At 35.5% G+C, this 14,803-nt stretch carries 14 protein-coding genes; 6 read left to right on the top strand and 8 right to left on the bottom strand.

Annotation, left to right across the window (positions count from 1 at the left end; all coding sequences use genetic code 11):
• Positions 1–46: 46 nt before the first annotated feature.
• Together leuS and WFZ86_RS06510 are read left to right on the top strand one after the other, a co-directional pair.
• Positions 47–2,956, top strand: coding sequence for a leucine--tRNA ligase (gene leuS, locus WFZ86_RS06515; protein WP_342691192.1), 2,910 nt, complete (start codon positions 47–49; stop codon positions 2,954–2,956).
• Between the two features lie 165 nt (positions 2,957–3,121).
• Positions 3,122–3,808: a zinc metallopeptidase gene (locus WFZ86_RS06510; RefSeq protein ID WP_342691191.1), complete on the top strand. Its 687-nt coding sequence runs from the start codon at positions 3,122–3,124 to the stop codon at positions 3,806–3,808.
• An 86-nt stretch (positions 3,809–3,894) separates the two neighbouring features.
• On the opposite strand, the gene WFZ86_RS06505 is transcribed toward WFZ86_RS06510, so the two are convergent.
• From WFZ86_RS06505 to WFZ86_RS06495, 3 genes are all read right to left on the bottom strand, one after another.
• On the bottom strand, positions 3,895–4,365 hold the full coding sequence (locus WFZ86_RS06505; RefSeq protein ID WP_300977672.1) for an Lrp/AsnC family transcriptional regulator: 471 nt from the start codon (positions 4,363–4,365) through the stop codon (positions 3,895–3,897).
• Between the two features lie 130 nt (positions 4,366–4,495).
• Positions 4,496–5,245 carry a uroporphyrinogen-III synthase gene (locus tag WFZ86_RS06500; protein WP_342691190.1) on the bottom strand — a complete coding sequence of 250 codons (750 nt, stop codon included), beginning with the start codon at positions 5,243–5,245 and terminating at the stop codon, positions 4,496–4,498.
• 12 nt (positions 5,246–5,257) lie between these two features.
• Positions 5,258–5,929 (bottom strand): DUF4271 domain-containing protein, encoded by a 672-nt coding sequence (locus WFZ86_RS06495; protein ID WP_425402869.1) that lies wholly within the window; start codon positions 5,927–5,929, stop codon positions 5,258–5,260.
• A 103-nt stretch (positions 5,930–6,032) separates the two neighbouring features.
• Here WFZ86_RS06495 and WFZ86_RS06490 point away from each other — a divergent pair, with 103 nt between their 5' ends.
• Genes WFZ86_RS06490 through WFZ86_RS06480 form a run of 3 tightly spaced genes read left to right on the top strand, consistent with a single transcriptional unit; the run spans position 6,033 to position 8,531 of the window.
• Positions 6,033–6,758: a polyprenol monophosphomannose synthase gene (locus tag WFZ86_RS06490; protein WP_342691189.1), complete on the top strand. Its 726-nt coding sequence runs from the start codon at positions 6,033–6,035 to the stop codon at positions 6,756–6,758.
• An 11-nt stretch (positions 6,759–6,769) separates the two neighbouring features.
• Complete coding sequence (locus WFZ86_RS06485; protein WP_342691188.1) at positions 6,770–8,110, top strand: dihydroorotase; 1,341 nt, start codon at positions 6,770–6,772, stop codon at positions 8,108–8,110.
• Between the two features lie 4 nt (positions 8,111–8,114).
• Positions 8,115–8,531: a DUF4296 domain-containing protein gene (locus WFZ86_RS06480; RefSeq protein ID WP_342691187.1), complete on the top strand. Its 417-nt coding sequence runs from the start codon at positions 8,115–8,117 to the stop codon at positions 8,529–8,531.
• Position 8,532: 1 nt separating this feature from the next.
• Here WFZ86_RS06480 and WFZ86_RS06475 read toward each other — a convergent pair whose 3' ends face one another.
• The gene (locus tag WFZ86_RS06475; RefSeq protein ID WP_342691186.1) at positions 8,533–9,525 is read right to left on the bottom strand and encodes an NAD-dependent epimerase/dehydratase family protein; all 993 of its coding nucleotides are present in this window, start codon (positions 9,523–9,525) and stop codon (positions 8,533–8,535) included.
• A 174-nt stretch (positions 9,526–9,699) separates the two neighbouring features.
• On the opposite strand from WFZ86_RS06475, the gene tyrS reads away from it, so the two are divergent.
• Positions 9,700–10,995, top strand: coding sequence for a tyrosine--tRNA ligase (gene tyrS / locus WFZ86_RS06470; RefSeq protein WP_342691185.1), 1,296 nt, complete (start codon positions 9,700–9,702; stop codon positions 10,993–10,995).
• Between the two features lie 50 nt (positions 10,996–11,045).
• Here the strand turns inward: tyrS and WFZ86_RS06465 are convergent, their stop codons facing one another.
• From WFZ86_RS06465 to WFZ86_RS06450, 4 genes are all read right to left on the bottom strand, one after another.
• A complete protein-coding gene (locus WFZ86_RS06465) occupies positions 11,046–11,765 on the bottom strand; it encodes a hypothetical protein (RefSeq protein WP_342691184.1) in 720 nt (239 codons plus the stop codon).
• A 10-nt stretch (positions 11,766–11,775) separates the two neighbouring features.
• Positions 11,776–12,756, bottom strand: a complete 981-nt coding sequence (locus WFZ86_RS06460) for a LuxE/PaaK family acyltransferase (RefSeq protein WP_342691365.1) — start codon at positions 12,754–12,756, stop codon at positions 11,776–11,778.
• Positions 12,757–12,877: 121 nt separating this feature from the next.
• Positions 12,878–13,216, bottom strand: coding sequence for a T9SS type A sorting domain-containing protein (locus tag WFZ86_RS06455; protein ID WP_342691183.1), 339 nt, complete (start codon positions 13,214–13,216; stop codon positions 12,878–12,880).
• Between the two features lie 100 nt (positions 13,217–13,316).
• On the bottom strand, positions 13,317–14,498 hold the full coding sequence (locus WFZ86_RS06450; RefSeq protein ID WP_342691182.1) for a hypothetical protein: 1,182 nt from the start codon (positions 14,496–14,498) through the stop codon (positions 13,317–13,319).
• Between the last annotated feature and the right edge of the window lie 305 nt (positions 14,499–14,803).

Here is a 14,803-nt window from a genome sequence, read left to right as displayed (position 1 = left end):
ATTAAAACTTAGAAACTCAGCTACTTTTTAGCTTTGCAACTCGAAAATGAAATACAATCCGAACGAAATCGAAGCCAAATGGCAAAAATATTGGGCTGACAACAAGACTTTTGCAGCGCAAAATAACTCTGAAACCCGAGGCAATACCGAACAGAGTGTAGCTAAACCAAAATATTATGTTTTGGATATGTTTCCTTATCCTTCTGGAGCGGGATTACACGTTGGGCATCCTCTGGGGTACATCGCATCAGATGTGTATTCGCGTTTCAAAAGACATCAAGGGTTTAATGTTTTGCATCCAATGGGCTATGATAGTTTTGGATTACCAGCTGAACAATATGCCATTCAAACAGGACAACGTCCTGAAGATACTACACGCGTTAATATTGACGGAGGTTTAGATAAAGAGGGAAATGCAATTGCGGGTTACCGAAAACAGTTAGACAAAATAGGTTTTTCATTCGATTGGGACAGAGAAGTGAGAACTTCCAATCCTGATTATTATAAGCATACGCAATGGATTTTTATCCAATTGTTCAATTCTTGGTACAATAAAGACACCGATAAAGCCGAAGATATTTCGACTTTGACAGCTATTTTCGAAAAAGAAGGAAATGCTACCGTAAATGCTGTTTGTGACGATAACATTGCTCTTTTTTCAGCTAATGAATGGAACGCATTTTCTTCCGATGCGCAACAAAAAATCTTATTGCAATACCGATTAACCTATTTAGCAGAAACCGAAGTAAACTGGTGTCCTGGATTGGGAACGGTTTTGGCAAATGACGAAATTGTGAATGGCGTTTCAGAACGTGGTGGTTATCCTGTGATTCGCAAGAAAATGACCCAATGGAGTATGCGAATTTCTGCCTATGCCGAGCGTTTGTTGCAAGGATTAAACGATATTGATTGGAGCGAAAGTATCAAAGAAAGCCAACGCAACTGGATTGGAAAATCGGTTGGGGCGATGGTGGATTTCAGAATTCAGAATTCAGAAAGCAGTATTTCGGTCTTTACAACTCGTCCTGATACTATTTTTGGAGTAACGTTTATGACCTTGGCTCCAGAGCACGAATTAGTGGCTCAAATTACAACTCCAGAACAAAAAGAAGCGGTAGACGCTTATATTGAAAAAACAGCGAAACGTTCCGAAAGAGAGCGTATGGCTGATGTGAAAACTATCTCGGGAGTGTTCACTGGTGCTTATGCGGAACATCCGTTTACCAAAGAACCCATTCCAGTTTGGATTGGCGATTATGTGTTGGCAGGTTATGGAACTGGAGCAGTAATGGCGGTACCTTGTGGAGACGAAAGAGATTATGCTTTTGCGAATTTCTTCAAAGGCCAAAAGGGAATGCCAACCATCAAAAATATCTTTGACCAAGACATTTCAGAAGCGGCTTATGGTGCCAAAGAAGGGTTTCAATTAATCGATTCTGATTTCTTGAACGGCTTAGGTTACAAAGAAGCAACTCAGAAAGTAATTGCAGAACTTGAAGCAATAGGTCAAGGTAAAGGGAAAATCAATTACCGTTTGCGTGATGCGGTTTTCTCGCGTCAACGCTATTGGGGTGAGCCTTTTCCAGTATATTATGTGAATGGTTTGCCACAAATGATTGATGCCAAACATTTGCCAATCGTTTTACCAGAAGTAGAGAAGTATTTACCAACCGAAGACGGATTACCTCCGTTAGGAAATGCAACGACTTGGGCTTGGGATAGTGTAAATCACAAAGTGGTTGCAAACGAGCTTATCTCCCCTCTTTCGGAGGGGTCGGGGGAGGCCACCATTTTTCCTTTAGAATTGAATACGATGCCAGGATGGGCAGGAAGTTCTTGGTATTGGATGCGTTATATGGATGCGCAAAACGAAACCGAATTCGCTTCTGCCGAAGCCTTAAAATACTGGGAAAGTGTAGATTTATACATTGGTGGAAGCGAACACGCAACGGGTCACTTGTTGTATTCTCGTTTTTGGAACAAGTTCTTAAAAGACAAAGGTTTTGCTCCAACCGAAGAACCCTTCAAGAAATTGATTAATCAAGGGATGATTTTGGGAACTAGTGCTTTAGTTTACAGAGTTTCTGGAACTAATAAATATGTTTCTAAAAACCTAAAGAATGATTATGAAACTGAAGCTTTACATATTGATGTGAATATGGTAAATGCAGCAGATGAAATTGATGTTGAAAGATTAAAAAGTTGGCAACCTCAATTTAGTAATGCTGAATTTGTGCATGAAAATGGAAAATTCATCGTTGGTCGAGAAGTAGAGAAAATGTCTAAGCGTTGGTATAATGTAGTAAATCCAGATGATATTTGTAATGAATATGGTGCAGATACTTTGCGTTTGTATGAAATGTTCTTAGGGCCATTGGAACAAGCCAAACCTTGGAATACGGCTGGGATTTCGGGAGTTTTTGGTTTCTTGAAAAAACTATGGCGTTTGTATTTTGATGAGAATGGTTTGATTGTAAACAACGATGAACCTACAAAAGACAACTTAAAATCATTACACAAAACCATCAAAAAAGTGGCAGAAGACATTGAAGGGTTCTCTTTCAATACTTCGGTGTCACAATTTATGATTTGTGTGAATGAATTATCATCGCGAAACTGTCATTCTCGTGCCATTTTAGAACCTTTGGCGGTTGTGATTTCGCCTTATGCGCCTCATATTGCCGAGGAATTATGGTCGTTGTTAGGACACGAAGGGTCTATTGCAACTGTTCCTTTTCCAGTTTTTGACCCGCAACATTTGGTTGAAAGCGAGAAAGAATATCCGGTTTCTTTCAACGGAAAAATGCGTTTCACCATCAAATTGCCTTTGGATTTAACCAAAGAACAAATTGAGGAAATCGTAATGCAAGACGAAAGAACCCAAAAACAATTAGACGGCAGAACCCCAAATAAAGTGATTATTGTGCCAGGGAAAATCATCAACTTGGTAGGGTAAATTATTAAATTCTAACTTTAAAAAATCCAAATTCCAATTTCGCGATTGGAGTTTGGATTTTTTTTATAGAATATTTAACTCGTGTCAAAATGACATTTTTGGAGTTTGGTTCGTAAATTGTTGTCAACAAATGAGATAAAAAATTTAAACTAAAAAAACAAAAATATGGGAAGTGGTTATTTAATTTTGGCTGGAGCCATTATGCTTTTCAGCTGGTTAGTAAGTTCAAGATTGAAGAGTAAATTTGCGCACTATTCTAAATTGCAATTGCAAAACGGTATGTCGGGTGCAGAGATTGCTCAAAAAATGCTCGCAGATAATGGAATTTATGATGTTCGTGTCATTTCGACTCCAGGACAATTAACGGACCATTATAATCCAGCAGATAAAACAGTCAATTTGAGTGAGGCGGTGTACAACCAGCGTAATGCGGCAGCGGCAGCAGTGGCGGCGCACGAATGTGGTCATGCTGTACAGCATGCTGTGGGGTACGAATGGTTGCAAATGCGTTCTAAGTTGGTACCTATTGTAAGTGTTGCTTCTGGATTTGTGCAATGGATTTTGTTAGCAGGAATTCTAATGATTAAAACCTTTCCGAGCTTGTTGTTGATTGGGATTGTGATTTTTGCAGCGACCACTTTATTCTCTATTGTTACCTTACCCGTAGAATATGATGCGAGTAATCGTGCCTTAGCTTGGTTGAAAAACAAAAATATGCTCAATCGTGCCGAGTATGATGGAGCCGAAGATTCTTTAAAATGGGCAGCTAGAACCTATGTAGTAGCGGCTTTGGGATCAATTGCGACTTTGTTGTACTATGTTTCTATCTATTTGGGCGGTAGAAGGGAGTAAAAGAAAAATTCCAAAACAGAACATTCAAATTCCAATCTCGAAGTTTTGAGATTGGAATTTTTTATTTTACTTGGAATTTGAAATTTTTAGAGTTGTATTTGTCGTTCTATTTGCTGTTCTAGCGAAATAAACGTTTCGGTTCTGGAAACGCCTTCTATCGTCTGGATTTTTGAATTCAAAAGTTGCATTAAATGCTCGTTATCTCGGCAAATGATTTTAATTAAAATAGACCAATTGCCAGTTGTATAATGACATTCGAGTACTTCTGGAATTTTTTTTAAATCTTTTACAGCTTCTGAATTTCGGGCGGCTTTATCGAGATACACTCCAACGAAAGCCATAGTATTGTAGCCTAATACCTTATGGCTTACTGTGAATTTAGATCCGGAAATTACCCCAGATTGTTCCAGCTTTCGTAGTCGTTGATGAATCGCAGCACCCGAAATTCCAATTTTGTTGGCGATTTGCAAAATGGGTTTTCTGGCATCTTCCATTAGGTAGCGCAAAATTTCTTTGTCGATTCCGTCAATTTCAACTATAAGAGAATTGATTTTCATGTTATAATTTTTAACTAAAATAATGATTTTAGTTTAGATTTGAAATTAAAATCAAATTTGAGGATATAAAAAAATCCAAATTCCGTTTTTTAATTGGAATTTGGATTTTATATTTTGGAAGTTGAATGTATTATTTTCCTTTGTTAACCTCGGCAACGTATTTTTCTAAAGCCATGGTCATTGAGGGCGTTCCCGGAGTTGGAGCCATAATGTCTACACGCAATCCATGGTCTAAAGCTTCTTTTTGTGTAGTGCTTCCGAAAACAGCAATTCGAGTGTTGTTTTGCTCGAAATCTGGGAAGTTTTTATATAATGATTTGATTCCAGTTGGACTGAAAAAAGCTAAAACATCATAATAAACATCAGCCAAATCAGATAAGTCACTCATTACTGTTTTGTAAAAAGTGGCAGGTGTCCAATCTACTTTCAAAGCATTTAAAGTAACTGGTATATCTGCATTCAATTGATCTGAAGCGGGCAATAAGAATTTTTCGTCTTTGTACTTTTTGATTAGCGGAGATAAATCGGCGAAATCTTTTGGTCCAACGTAGATTTTACGTTTTCTGTATACTACATATTTTTGAAGGTAAAAAGCAATGGCTTCTGATTGACAAAAATATTTTAAATCTTCGGGAACTTTGTATCGCATTTCTTCGGCCACTCTAAAAAAGTGATCTACCGCATTACGACTGGTTAAAATAATAGCGCTGTAATTGTGTAGGTCGATTTTTTGCAATCGAATTTCTTTTGCGCTGACTCCTTCTACATGAATAAAAGGTCTGAAATCAATTTTTACTTTATGCTTTTGTTGCAACTCAAAGTAAGGAGAGTTCTCTACTTTAGGTTCTGGTTGTGACACCAAAATTGTTTTCACTTTCATAGTTGATATTGTCTAAGTATTCCCTTTTGTAAACCAATAATACATAAAATAATAGGGGGCTATTTCAAGTGCGCAAAGATATAAAATAAAATAAAACAATTTACCCATAATTAAACTTTGGTAGTTTTTTATTGTGAGTAAATAAGTGAAGAGGTTTATTATCAGTGCGATAGTGAAAATTGGTAAAAAAATGTTTTTTGAAAAGGAGTCAAAATAATAAAGAATCAAATCTATGGGTAAGATAATTAGCCCAATATAAGTACGGTAGGTCACTTTCTTGAGATTGAATTGCTCCATAAATTCTTCGATTTTGAAGGCAGTAGCAATGATCTTCTCAATCAAGAATTTAGCCAAAATAAAATAGGTAATAAAGGTGAATAATTGAATGAAGAGCATCCAATCGGATTTTGAGGCTCGACCATAATAGCTTAAAAAGAGTTGTATAAAAAAGGCAAAGGATATGATTTGAACTACAAGTAAGCCAATGGTAAAACCACTCATCAAATGGCTACTATCGCGATACATTTTGATGTATTTGTCAGAATAAATTAATTTGGTGAAATCACTGAAGCGATTTTCGAAGACCGATTTGGTCAAAGCGATTAGTATTAGGGAAAGGACAAAAAGTGCCGTTGCCCAGTCTTTGTTCTCTATTATTCTCAGGTGAAGTACGGGATCCATCATAGCCAACAAAATTACTAATTTTTTGTTTCAATCTTTTTATTATAGATTTATTATGAATCAAATGCTATAAAAAGTTTACTTTTGCCGTGAAATTGCTACAAATATGAACGATAGTATTGTTATAATTCCAACCTATAACGAAATTGAGAATGTCGAAAAAATCATTCGAGCTACACTTTCTCAGCACAAATCTTTTCATATTCTAATTATAGATGATAACTCACCCGATCACACTGCTGATAAGGTGGCTTTGCTTCAAGAAGAATATCCAGGAAGATTATTTTTAGAAAAAAGAAAAGAAAAATCAGGTCTTGGAACGGCATATGTTCATGGATTTAAGTGGGCATTACAGCACAAGTATCAGTTCATTTTTGAAATGGATGCCGATTTTTCACACAATCCTAACGATTTAGAAAAATTATACGATGCTTGTCATTTTGGCGGCGCAGATTTAGCCATAGGTTCTCGATACGTGACAGGAGTAAATGTGGTCAACTGGCCTTTAAGCCGCGTTTTGATGTCTTACTTTGCTTCGGTTTATGTAAGATTGATTACAGGAATGAAGATTCATGATGCAACCGCAGGATTTGTTTGTTACAAAAGAGAAGTTCTAGAGTGCATCAATATTGATAGAATAAAGTTTGTGGGCTATGCTTTTCAAATCGAAATGAAGTATAGAACGTACTGCAAAAAATTTGATATTACCGAGGTTCCAATTATTTTTACAGATCGAACCAAAGGGGTTTCCAAAATGAGTAACTCCATTATTATTGAAGCTGTTTTTGGAGTTATTTCACTCCGATTCAGACAATTAATTAGAAGACTTTAAAAGCCAGAAAAATGAATAAGATTTTAATAAAGAATGCAAAGATTGTAAATGAAGGGACCGTTTTTGAAGGTGATTTATTAATTGAAAATGATTTAATTGTTGAAATTGCTGAAACGATTAGTCCCAAGTCATCCGATTGTAAGATTATTGATGCCGAAGGAAATTATTTGATTCCGGGTGCAATAGATGACCAAGTGCATTTTAGAGAACCAGGGTTAACCCACAAAGGAGATATTGAATCTGAATCTAGAGCAGCTGTAGCTGGAGGGATAACTTCATTCATTGAGCAACCTAACACGGTTCCTAATGCAGTAACTCAAGAATTATTAGAACAAAAGTACCAAATAGCTGCGGAGTCTTCTTTTGCCAACTACTCATTTATGATGGGGGGTACCAATGATAATTTGGAGGAAATCTTAAAGACAAATCCGCGAAATGTTGCTGGACTTAAGCTCTTTTTGGGTTCGTCAACAGGAGATATGTTGGTAGATAGTACGGATTCATTAGAGAAAATCTTCTCAAGTACCAAATTGTTAATTGCTGTGCATTGTGAAGATGAAAGTACTGTTAAGTCAAATTTAGCCAAATACAAAGAGCAATATGGTGATGATATTCCCGTAGAGTACCATCCTTTGATTCGTACAGAAGAAGCTTGTTATCTTTCTTCATCAAGAACAGTTGAATTGGCCAAAAAAACCGGAGCAAGATTACATGTTTTTCACATATCTACAGCCAAGGAGTTGAATTTGTTTACCAATAAAATTCCATTGTCTGAGAAAATGATTACTGCTGAAGTATGTATTCACCACTTATGGTTTTCAGACGAAGATTATAAAACCAAAGGGAACTTTATCAAATGGAATCCAGCGGTTAAAACAGCCAAGGACCGAGACGCTTTATGGAAAGCAGTAAATGATGGTAGAATTGATGTAATTGCTACAGATCATGCTCCTCATACATTAGAGGAAAAAAGTCAAGTGTATACCAAAGCTCCTTCTGGTGGACCATTGGTGCAACACGCAGTAGTGGCGATGTTTGAAGCCTATCATCAAGGAAAAATCACTATCGAAAAAATTGTGGAGAAAATGTGCCACAATCCTGCATCGCTTTTCAAAATCGAGAAACGAGGTTTTATTAAAGTGGGGTATTATGCCGATTTAGCCATTGTGAATGCAGGCTTGCCTTGGAGTGTAAAAAAAGAAAATATTTTAGCCAAATGTGGTTGGTCTCCTTTTGAAGGGTATACCTTCAAATCTAGAATTACCCACACTTTTGTAAATGGTCAATTGGTGTACCAAGGATTCAAAGTAAGTCCAAAGAAAGCAGGTAAACGATTATTATTTGATAGATAAAGAGATGAGAAAAGGAATCCTATTTTTTGCACTCTTAGTTTCATTCGTTGGATGTCGAAAAGAAGAAACAGTCAAAACTCCAAAAAAGTTGATTGACAAAGCGGTTATGGTTAATGTTTTTTATGATTTGGCCTTACTAGAAGCTTCAAAATACCAAATGATGTCTAAAACGGAGTACCAAAAAATTTCGCCTAAAGAATTCATTTTAAAAAAATACAAAATTGATAGTGCTCAGTTTTCGCAGAGTAATATTTATTATGCGTTTTCTATTGAGGAGTATAAAGCTATGTTTGAGCAAGTGCAGAAACGACTACAAACCAATAGTGATAAAATGGATACCATTATAAAACGTAAGCAAGAAAAATTAAAGCTGAATTCAAAAACTCATTCAAAAAGTAGAGTAGAAAAATTAGCACAATAACTTAAAACGTAGGTGCAATCTCTTGAATGTAAGCTTTTATGTTCGTAAAAGTAGACTCTAATTGGGAAACGATTTTCTGGTTACTGTAAGGTGTTGTAGAATGCGAAGCTTTAGCAGTCACGCGACTAAAAGTACGTTTTTTAAGGTTTAAAAATGCTAAAAACGCATCTATTTTCCAAGCAATAGTAGTAAGTAAAGGACTGGCATAACGTGTCGGTCTTTTTACTTTTAAGGCATCAGCGATAGTAAAAAAAACATCTTTAAAGACTAAGTTTTCGGCAATCAAAGTGAATCTTTCGTTGCAACAATCGCTTTTCATTAAGCAGTACATACTGCTTATTACATCTGGAATGGCGATAAAAGCAGTGGTTCCCAAAGTGTAGTAAGACAAGCCTTTTTTTATAGTAGTGAACAAAGTCCCACTTCCTTGCGATGGAAAACCTGGGCCTAAAATTACACCCGGATTTACAATTAATACTTTTAAGCCTTCTTGCTGACCGCGCCAAACTTCCATTTCGGCACCATATTTTGAAATAGCATAATCGCTATGGGGTTTCTCAGGGTTCCACTCGGTGGTTTCGTTGATTTCTGTTTCGTGAGGAGCTAAATCGCCCAATGCGGCAATCGAACTTACAAAACATAGCTTTTCAGTTTTTTTTGCCAAACAAAAATTGACAATATTGGCGGTTCCTTCGATATTCGTTTTTCGGATGGCATCTTCGTCTTTGGGGTCAAACGAAATCAAAGCAGCACAATGATAGACTTGCTTAATGTCTTGGAATGCCATCTCAAGAGAGGGAATGTCTAAAATATCTCCCGGTATCCATTCAATTGCGCCAAACAAATGTTCTTTTTGGTAATAGCTAAATAGCGCTTTGGTTTTAGAACAATTTACTTCTGTTCGATACATTGCTCGAACTTGTTCTCCATTTTCTATCAAATGAAGTAATAAATGTGCGCCAACTAAGCCAGTTCCTCCTGTTACTAATATCATTTTGTAAAGATAACTTTTTGTAAGTAAGAGGCAAAATTACAAAGTATCAGAGTTACTTTGGCTCTAATTTTTAAAATTACATTTTATGATTGCCATTGAAATTCTTACCAGCATTGCTTTTTGATTTTGATGTTGATGTTGACATTGATTATATTTGTGCAAATTATTTAAAAAATGAAGAATCTAGTTGAAGAATTAAAGTGGCGAGGGCTATATCATGACAGCATGCCAGGAACGGAAGAACAATTGCTAAAAGAAGTAACGGCGGCATATATTGGTTTTGATCCAACAGCAGATTCACTACATATTGGTAGTATGGTTCAGATTATATTATTGGTTCATTTAAAGAATTTTGGTCATAGGCCTATCGCTTTGGTGGGTGGTGCAACCGGAATGATTGGCGATCCATCTGGAAAGTCTGATGAAAGAAATTTGTTAAATGAAGAGACTTTGGCTAAAAACGTTGCTGGAATTAAAAGTGTTCTGTCACGTTTCTTAGACTTTAATTCATCTGATAAAAATGCTCCCGTTATGGTGAACAACTATGATTGGATGAAAGAATTCTCGTTTATTGATTTTGCCCGTGAAGTTGGAAAACGTATCACGGTTAATTATATGATGGCGAAAGATTCTGTTAAAAAGAGGATTAACGGAGAAGGTGAGGGAATGTCTTTCACTGAATTCACTTACCAATTAATTCAGGGTTACGATTTTTATCATTTATATAAAAACAATAACTGTCTTTTGCAGATGGGAGGTTCTGACCAATGGGGAAATATTACCACAGGTACAGAATTAGTGCGCAGGATGGGAGGAGAAAATGCAAAAGCCTTTGCTTTAACAACGCCTTTGATTACAAAAGCTGACGGTTCAAAATTCGGGAAATCAGAAGGAGGAAATATCTGGTTGGATGCTGATAAAACTTCGGTTTATAAATTTTATCAATTTTGGGTAAATACAACTGATGTTGATGCTGAAAAATATATCAAAATTTTCACTTTTTTAGATAAAGAAACGATTGATGCTCTAATTGAGGAACACAAAACCGCTCCGCATTTAAGAGTTTTACAAAAGAAATTAGCTGAAGAGATTACGATTTTTGTTCATAGTAAAGAGGATTTAGATAAAGCAATTCAGGCTTCGAATATCTTATTTGGAAATGCCACAGCCGATGATTTGAAGCAATTAGATGAAGCTACATTCTTAGAGGTTTTTGATGGCGTTCCTCAGGCAGAAATTGCCAAAAGTGAAGTGGAAGCTGGTTTGGATATCATTACAGTTTTAAATGAAAAAACAGGTTTTTTTAAATCGAATGGTGAAGCGAGAAGGGCCTTGACGGCCAATTCTATTTCTGTTAATAGAGAAAAAGTAAAAGAAGATTTTATGTTGACGACCAATGATTTAATCAACGATCGATTTGTCTTGTTACAAAGTGGTAAGAAAAATTATTTTGTAATTAGAGTGGTGTAACACCCGAAATTTATACATTTAAAAGTCTGCAATTTTATTGCGGACTTTTTTTATTTTGACAAATCGATAAGGGCTTTGTTGGATGTAAAATAGCCTTTAATAAAAGAAGCGTCATTTTTTATGGTTTTGAAGTCTTCTGAACTTAATTTAAAACTCAATTCTTCTTTAAGAGTAACTAAGGAAAGTTCAATAAAAAATGGACTAGTTTCGCCTAAATAATACTCGTTATCATCGGTTTTAAAGTATCTTTTTTTGTTCCAATAAAGATCTTGATGATAGGTTTTACTTGATTTTGAAGGTAACCTAATTATATTACTCATTAATTTTTTGCTAGATTCTTTTTGAAAAAAATCAGGATCACTAGTTATTCTTTTTCGATAGGAACGAAGTGAGTCAAGAGTGATGTTTAGTTCTTCTGCTTTCATTTTATCCAAAACTTTACCTCTTTCCTCAAAATCTAATACATTCGAAAGTTTGGAATAATCATTTTTTGAATTCGAAAGAATTCCATCGGCAGGAATTAATGTGTCATTTTCAAATATTTTAAATAACATTGCTGTTTGTAATGATCCACGGTGTGCAGGATTAAAATAATTTGCAGTGAAGAAAAAAGCAATTTCTTTATCAGTAGTGTTTTCTAGTGTATATTCAATGTTGAATTTTCTATGGTTTTTATCACTGTTATCCGTCGTAATTGTATTGATTTTTATTTGTAATTGAGCAGCAACCAATAGTGGAAAGCAAAAAAATAGTATCAATATTCTTCTCATAAAAAAAGAATTAAACCACCATCAAATTACACCCACGAATATCCGAATTGTCAAAACGACCTAATACTTCAAAAGTACCATTAGTGTATTTTTTTCCCAAATCTTGAGTGGCAATAAAAGAGCAGGAATTACGATTGGCCAAATCAATCACGTTGATTCCTCCAGTCTTTCCGTTGGTTATATAACTTAAAGCATCTTCGGTATCACGAATTAGGATTTGCATCCAAGAGGGGCATTCAAATATGCCTTCTCCAAGCGAATACGCCTGTGAGAGCAATTCGGTCATACCGTATTCTGAATGAATGCTAGAAACACCAAAACCGGCGCATAATTGTTCGTGCAATTCTTCACGTATCATTTCTTTGCGTTTGCCTTTCATGCCTCCTGTTTCCATAATGATAGTGTTTTGGAGCTGAAATTTCCTTTTTTCAATCAAATCTAACAAAGCGTAGGTGACACCAATCAAAATTACATTTTGCCCTGAGTTATCTAGTGCGATTAACTTTTCTATTAATTCCTCGTGATTGTTGAGGTAAAAACCACTTTCAGGTTGATTGGATAACTGAATTAAATCTTCGACCATATAAATCAAGGAGGAGCCTTCGCGCTCTAAATAAGAAGGTAAAAGAGCCAAAACGACATAATTCTCAATGTTGCCATAAAACTGAGAGAACCCTCGACGATAACTTTCTTCATAAAGAGTGACATCAGTAACTAGGTGTTTACTTGTGGTCATACCTGTAGTTCCGCTGCTCGTAAAAATAGCTTGAGGCGTCTCATTATTACTCACAACTGTATGGCTTTTGTAAAACTGAATGGGTAAAAACGGAATTTGTTGTAGTGTTTTTACTTTTTGTACATCGGTGTGTAATAAATTACAAAATTCTTGATAAACCAAGTTGTTTTCGTATTGGTAACGAAACGTTTTTAAAGCAATTTTTTCAAATTGCTTTTGGTTGGAAATCGAAAAAAGATCAGAATTAGAGACCAATGCAGTATTTTTTTTTGACAAAGGTATACTTTTTTGCCCTTTTATGAGTTTATAATCAAAATGGAGTAGACAAAAAAAAGCTCCAATTTTGTTGGAGCTTTTTTTGGGTGGTTAATTATAGTTATCTGATGATTAGTTTGCGTGTTGCTGTGGCTTGATTTTCATTGATTTTTATGATGTACACTCCAGGAGAAAGCGAGGAAACATTAAGTTCTCTTGAACTCAATTGCGTTTGAAGCACTTTTTTTCCTAAAACATCAAAAATGGTGATTTCTTTTTCTGAATCCTCTTTGGTAGAAATGTATACTTTACCATTACTCACAGGATTAGGATACAAGCTCAACCCTTCGATAGAAGTGTTTTCTTGAGTCTTTGGTTGTTGTTTGGTTTCCTGAGCTGAAACCCTCACAGAGAAAAACAAAACCAATAAGAGTATAATATAAGAGTAGTTTTTTACCATTAGCTTAGATTTAATAGTAAAGATATAAAATTCATTTTAAATAAATAAAAAAATGCCTTTCAAATTTGAAAGGCATTTTTGAAGATTAAAAAATCTTAAATTATTTGATCAAGCTAGCTCCATCAACAATTGCCCATGCACCAGCTGTTAATGTAGCTCCTGTAGCTGTAGTACTTGTAGTGTAGTTTCCTGTTGGGAAAGCTACTGTAAAAGTAGTTCCAACACCAGCAAATTGAGAAGTACCATCATTGATTTTTACATTCAACATTTTGATTTTACCACCAGTTACTTGGTTGTCATTTGTTGATTTGTCTTGAATTCTAACAGCTGTAGCAGGAAGAGCTGTAGTACCAGTAGTATATCCAGAGATCACTACGTTTGTATATTCACCATTTCCTTCTTTTTTGAATTGGATAGCATCGTATTCAGCAGCAGAAGAACCTCCCTCAGTTACAGTACCAGCTGCTCTTGTTAATGTAATGTTACTAATTTTAGGACCGAAAGCATTGTTTACAGATTTTGCTTCAATTTCCATTCCGTAGTTTCCTGTAGCAACTTGGTAAGCTAACCAGTTTGTATTAGCATCACCTCTCCAACCATCTTGCCAGTCGAAAGAATCATCAAAATTACCGTAAGAAATTAAGTTTTTAGCACTAACAGTTCCACCATAAAATTCAAAACCGTCATCAGCTCCTTTGTAAGCTACTAAGTTTTCTAGCACCGTTCCTGATCCTACAGAATAGAATGAGAATCCGTTCATTTCACTAGTGTTATCAGTCAATTTTTTTCCAGCGTATTCAACTCTTACATATTTTAAAGAACCACCATTGTGTGCTGCGTTTGTCCCGCCGTAAGGTAAGTTGTTTCCGTCTTCTGATGTTGCAGTTGTAACTCCATTTGCACCAACTATTGGAGCATCTCCGAACATGATGATTCCTCCCCAAGACCCTGGAGTTTTAGATGCTTCTGTAAATACAACTGGTAATGCAGCAGTTCCATTTAGGAATAATTTACCTCCGTTTTCTACTAAAAGAGCATCAGCAGTTCCGTCAGCCAAAGTAGCAGTAATTGTTGAACCTGCTTCGATTGTTAAAGATCCTCCGCTTTTGATTTTTACAGTCCCTTGTATAGTGTAGTTTCCTAATGGATATGTTTTTGCAGTAGTAATGTCTCCTGTAATAGTTCCAGTAGGTATTGGTTGTGTAGTGATGTCTTCGTTATCAGATGAACAACTACCTAAAAACAAAGCTACGATTGATAAGCTTAAAACTAATTTTTTCATTTTTTTACTATTTGTTTGTTGTGATTATTTGATACAAATGTAACTACGACTTCTAAGAAGAAAGTTAACCTAACATTATAATACCATTGCTAAAATTTGAACTTTAGGTAAATTTTATGTAAAGTCTTTTTTTCTTTTCGGTTTTCGGTTTTCAAAAAAAAAGCTACCCGTTTTAGGTAGAGCCACTGAAAAACCACGTCAATTTTGATAGACCTCGTTTTTAGATAAAAAAAACGCTTATAATTGGATTTTAATCTTCCTTTTATAAGCGTTTTTCCTTTGTGATTAATTTTTTAATGGGATTT

The organism is Flavobacterium polysaccharolyticum (assembly GCF_038739875.1).
In the GTDB taxonomy this organism is placed as follows: domain Bacteria; phylum Bacteroidota; class Bacteroidia; order Flavobacteriales; family Flavobacteriaceae; genus Flavobacterium; species Flavobacterium polysaccharolyticum.
Note: the sequence above shows the minus strand (reverse complement) of the source record. Positions and strands in the feature narration are given on the sequence as shown.

Coding starts and splice junctions, on each gene's coding strand:
- leuS (WP_342691192.1), top strand. CDS start 47: ATGAAATACAATCCGAACGAAATCGAAGCCAAATGGCAAAAATATTGG.
- WFZ86_RS06510 (WP_342691191.1), top strand. CDS start 3,122: ATGGGAAGTGGTTATTTAATTTTGGCTGGAGCCATTATGCTTTTCAGC.
- WFZ86_RS06505 (WP_300977672.1), bottom strand. CDS start 4,365: ATGAAAATCAATTCTCTTATAGTTGAAATTGACGGAATCGACAAAGAA.
- WFZ86_RS06500 (WP_342691190.1), bottom strand. CDS start 5,245: ATGAAAGTGAAAACAATTTTGGTGTCACAACCAGAACCTAAAGTAGAG.
- WFZ86_RS06495 (WP_425402869.1), bottom strand. CDS start 5,929: ATGATGGATCCCGTACTTCACCTGAGAATAATAGAGAACAAAGACTGG.
- WFZ86_RS06490 (WP_342691189.1), top strand. CDS start 6,033: ATGAACGATAGTATTGTTATAATTCCAACCTATAACGAAATTGAGAAT.
- WFZ86_RS06485 (WP_342691188.1), top strand. CDS start 6,770: ATGAATAAGATTTTAATAAAGAATGCAAAGATTGTAAATGAAGGGACC.
- WFZ86_RS06480 (WP_342691187.1), top strand. CDS start 8,115: ATGAGAAAAGGAATCCTATTTTTTGCACTCTTAGTTTCATTCGTTGGA.
- WFZ86_RS06475 (WP_342691186.1), bottom strand. CDS start 9,525: ATGATATTAGTAACAGGAGGAACTGGCTTAGTTGGCGCACATTTATTA.
- tyrS (WP_342691185.1), top strand. CDS start 9,700: ATGAAGAATCTAGTTGAAGAATTAAAGTGGCGAGGGCTATATCATGAC.
- WFZ86_RS06465 (WP_342691184.1), bottom strand. CDS start 11,765: ATGAGAAGAATATTGATACTATTTTTTTGCTTTCCACTATTGGTTGCT.
- WFZ86_RS06455 (WP_342691183.1), bottom strand. CDS start 13,216: ATGGTAAAAAACTACTCTTATATTATACTCTTATTGGTTTTGTTTTTC.
- WFZ86_RS06450 (WP_342691182.1), bottom strand. CDS start 14,498: ATGAAAAAATTAGTTTTAAGCTTATCAATCGTAGCTTTGTTTTTAGGT.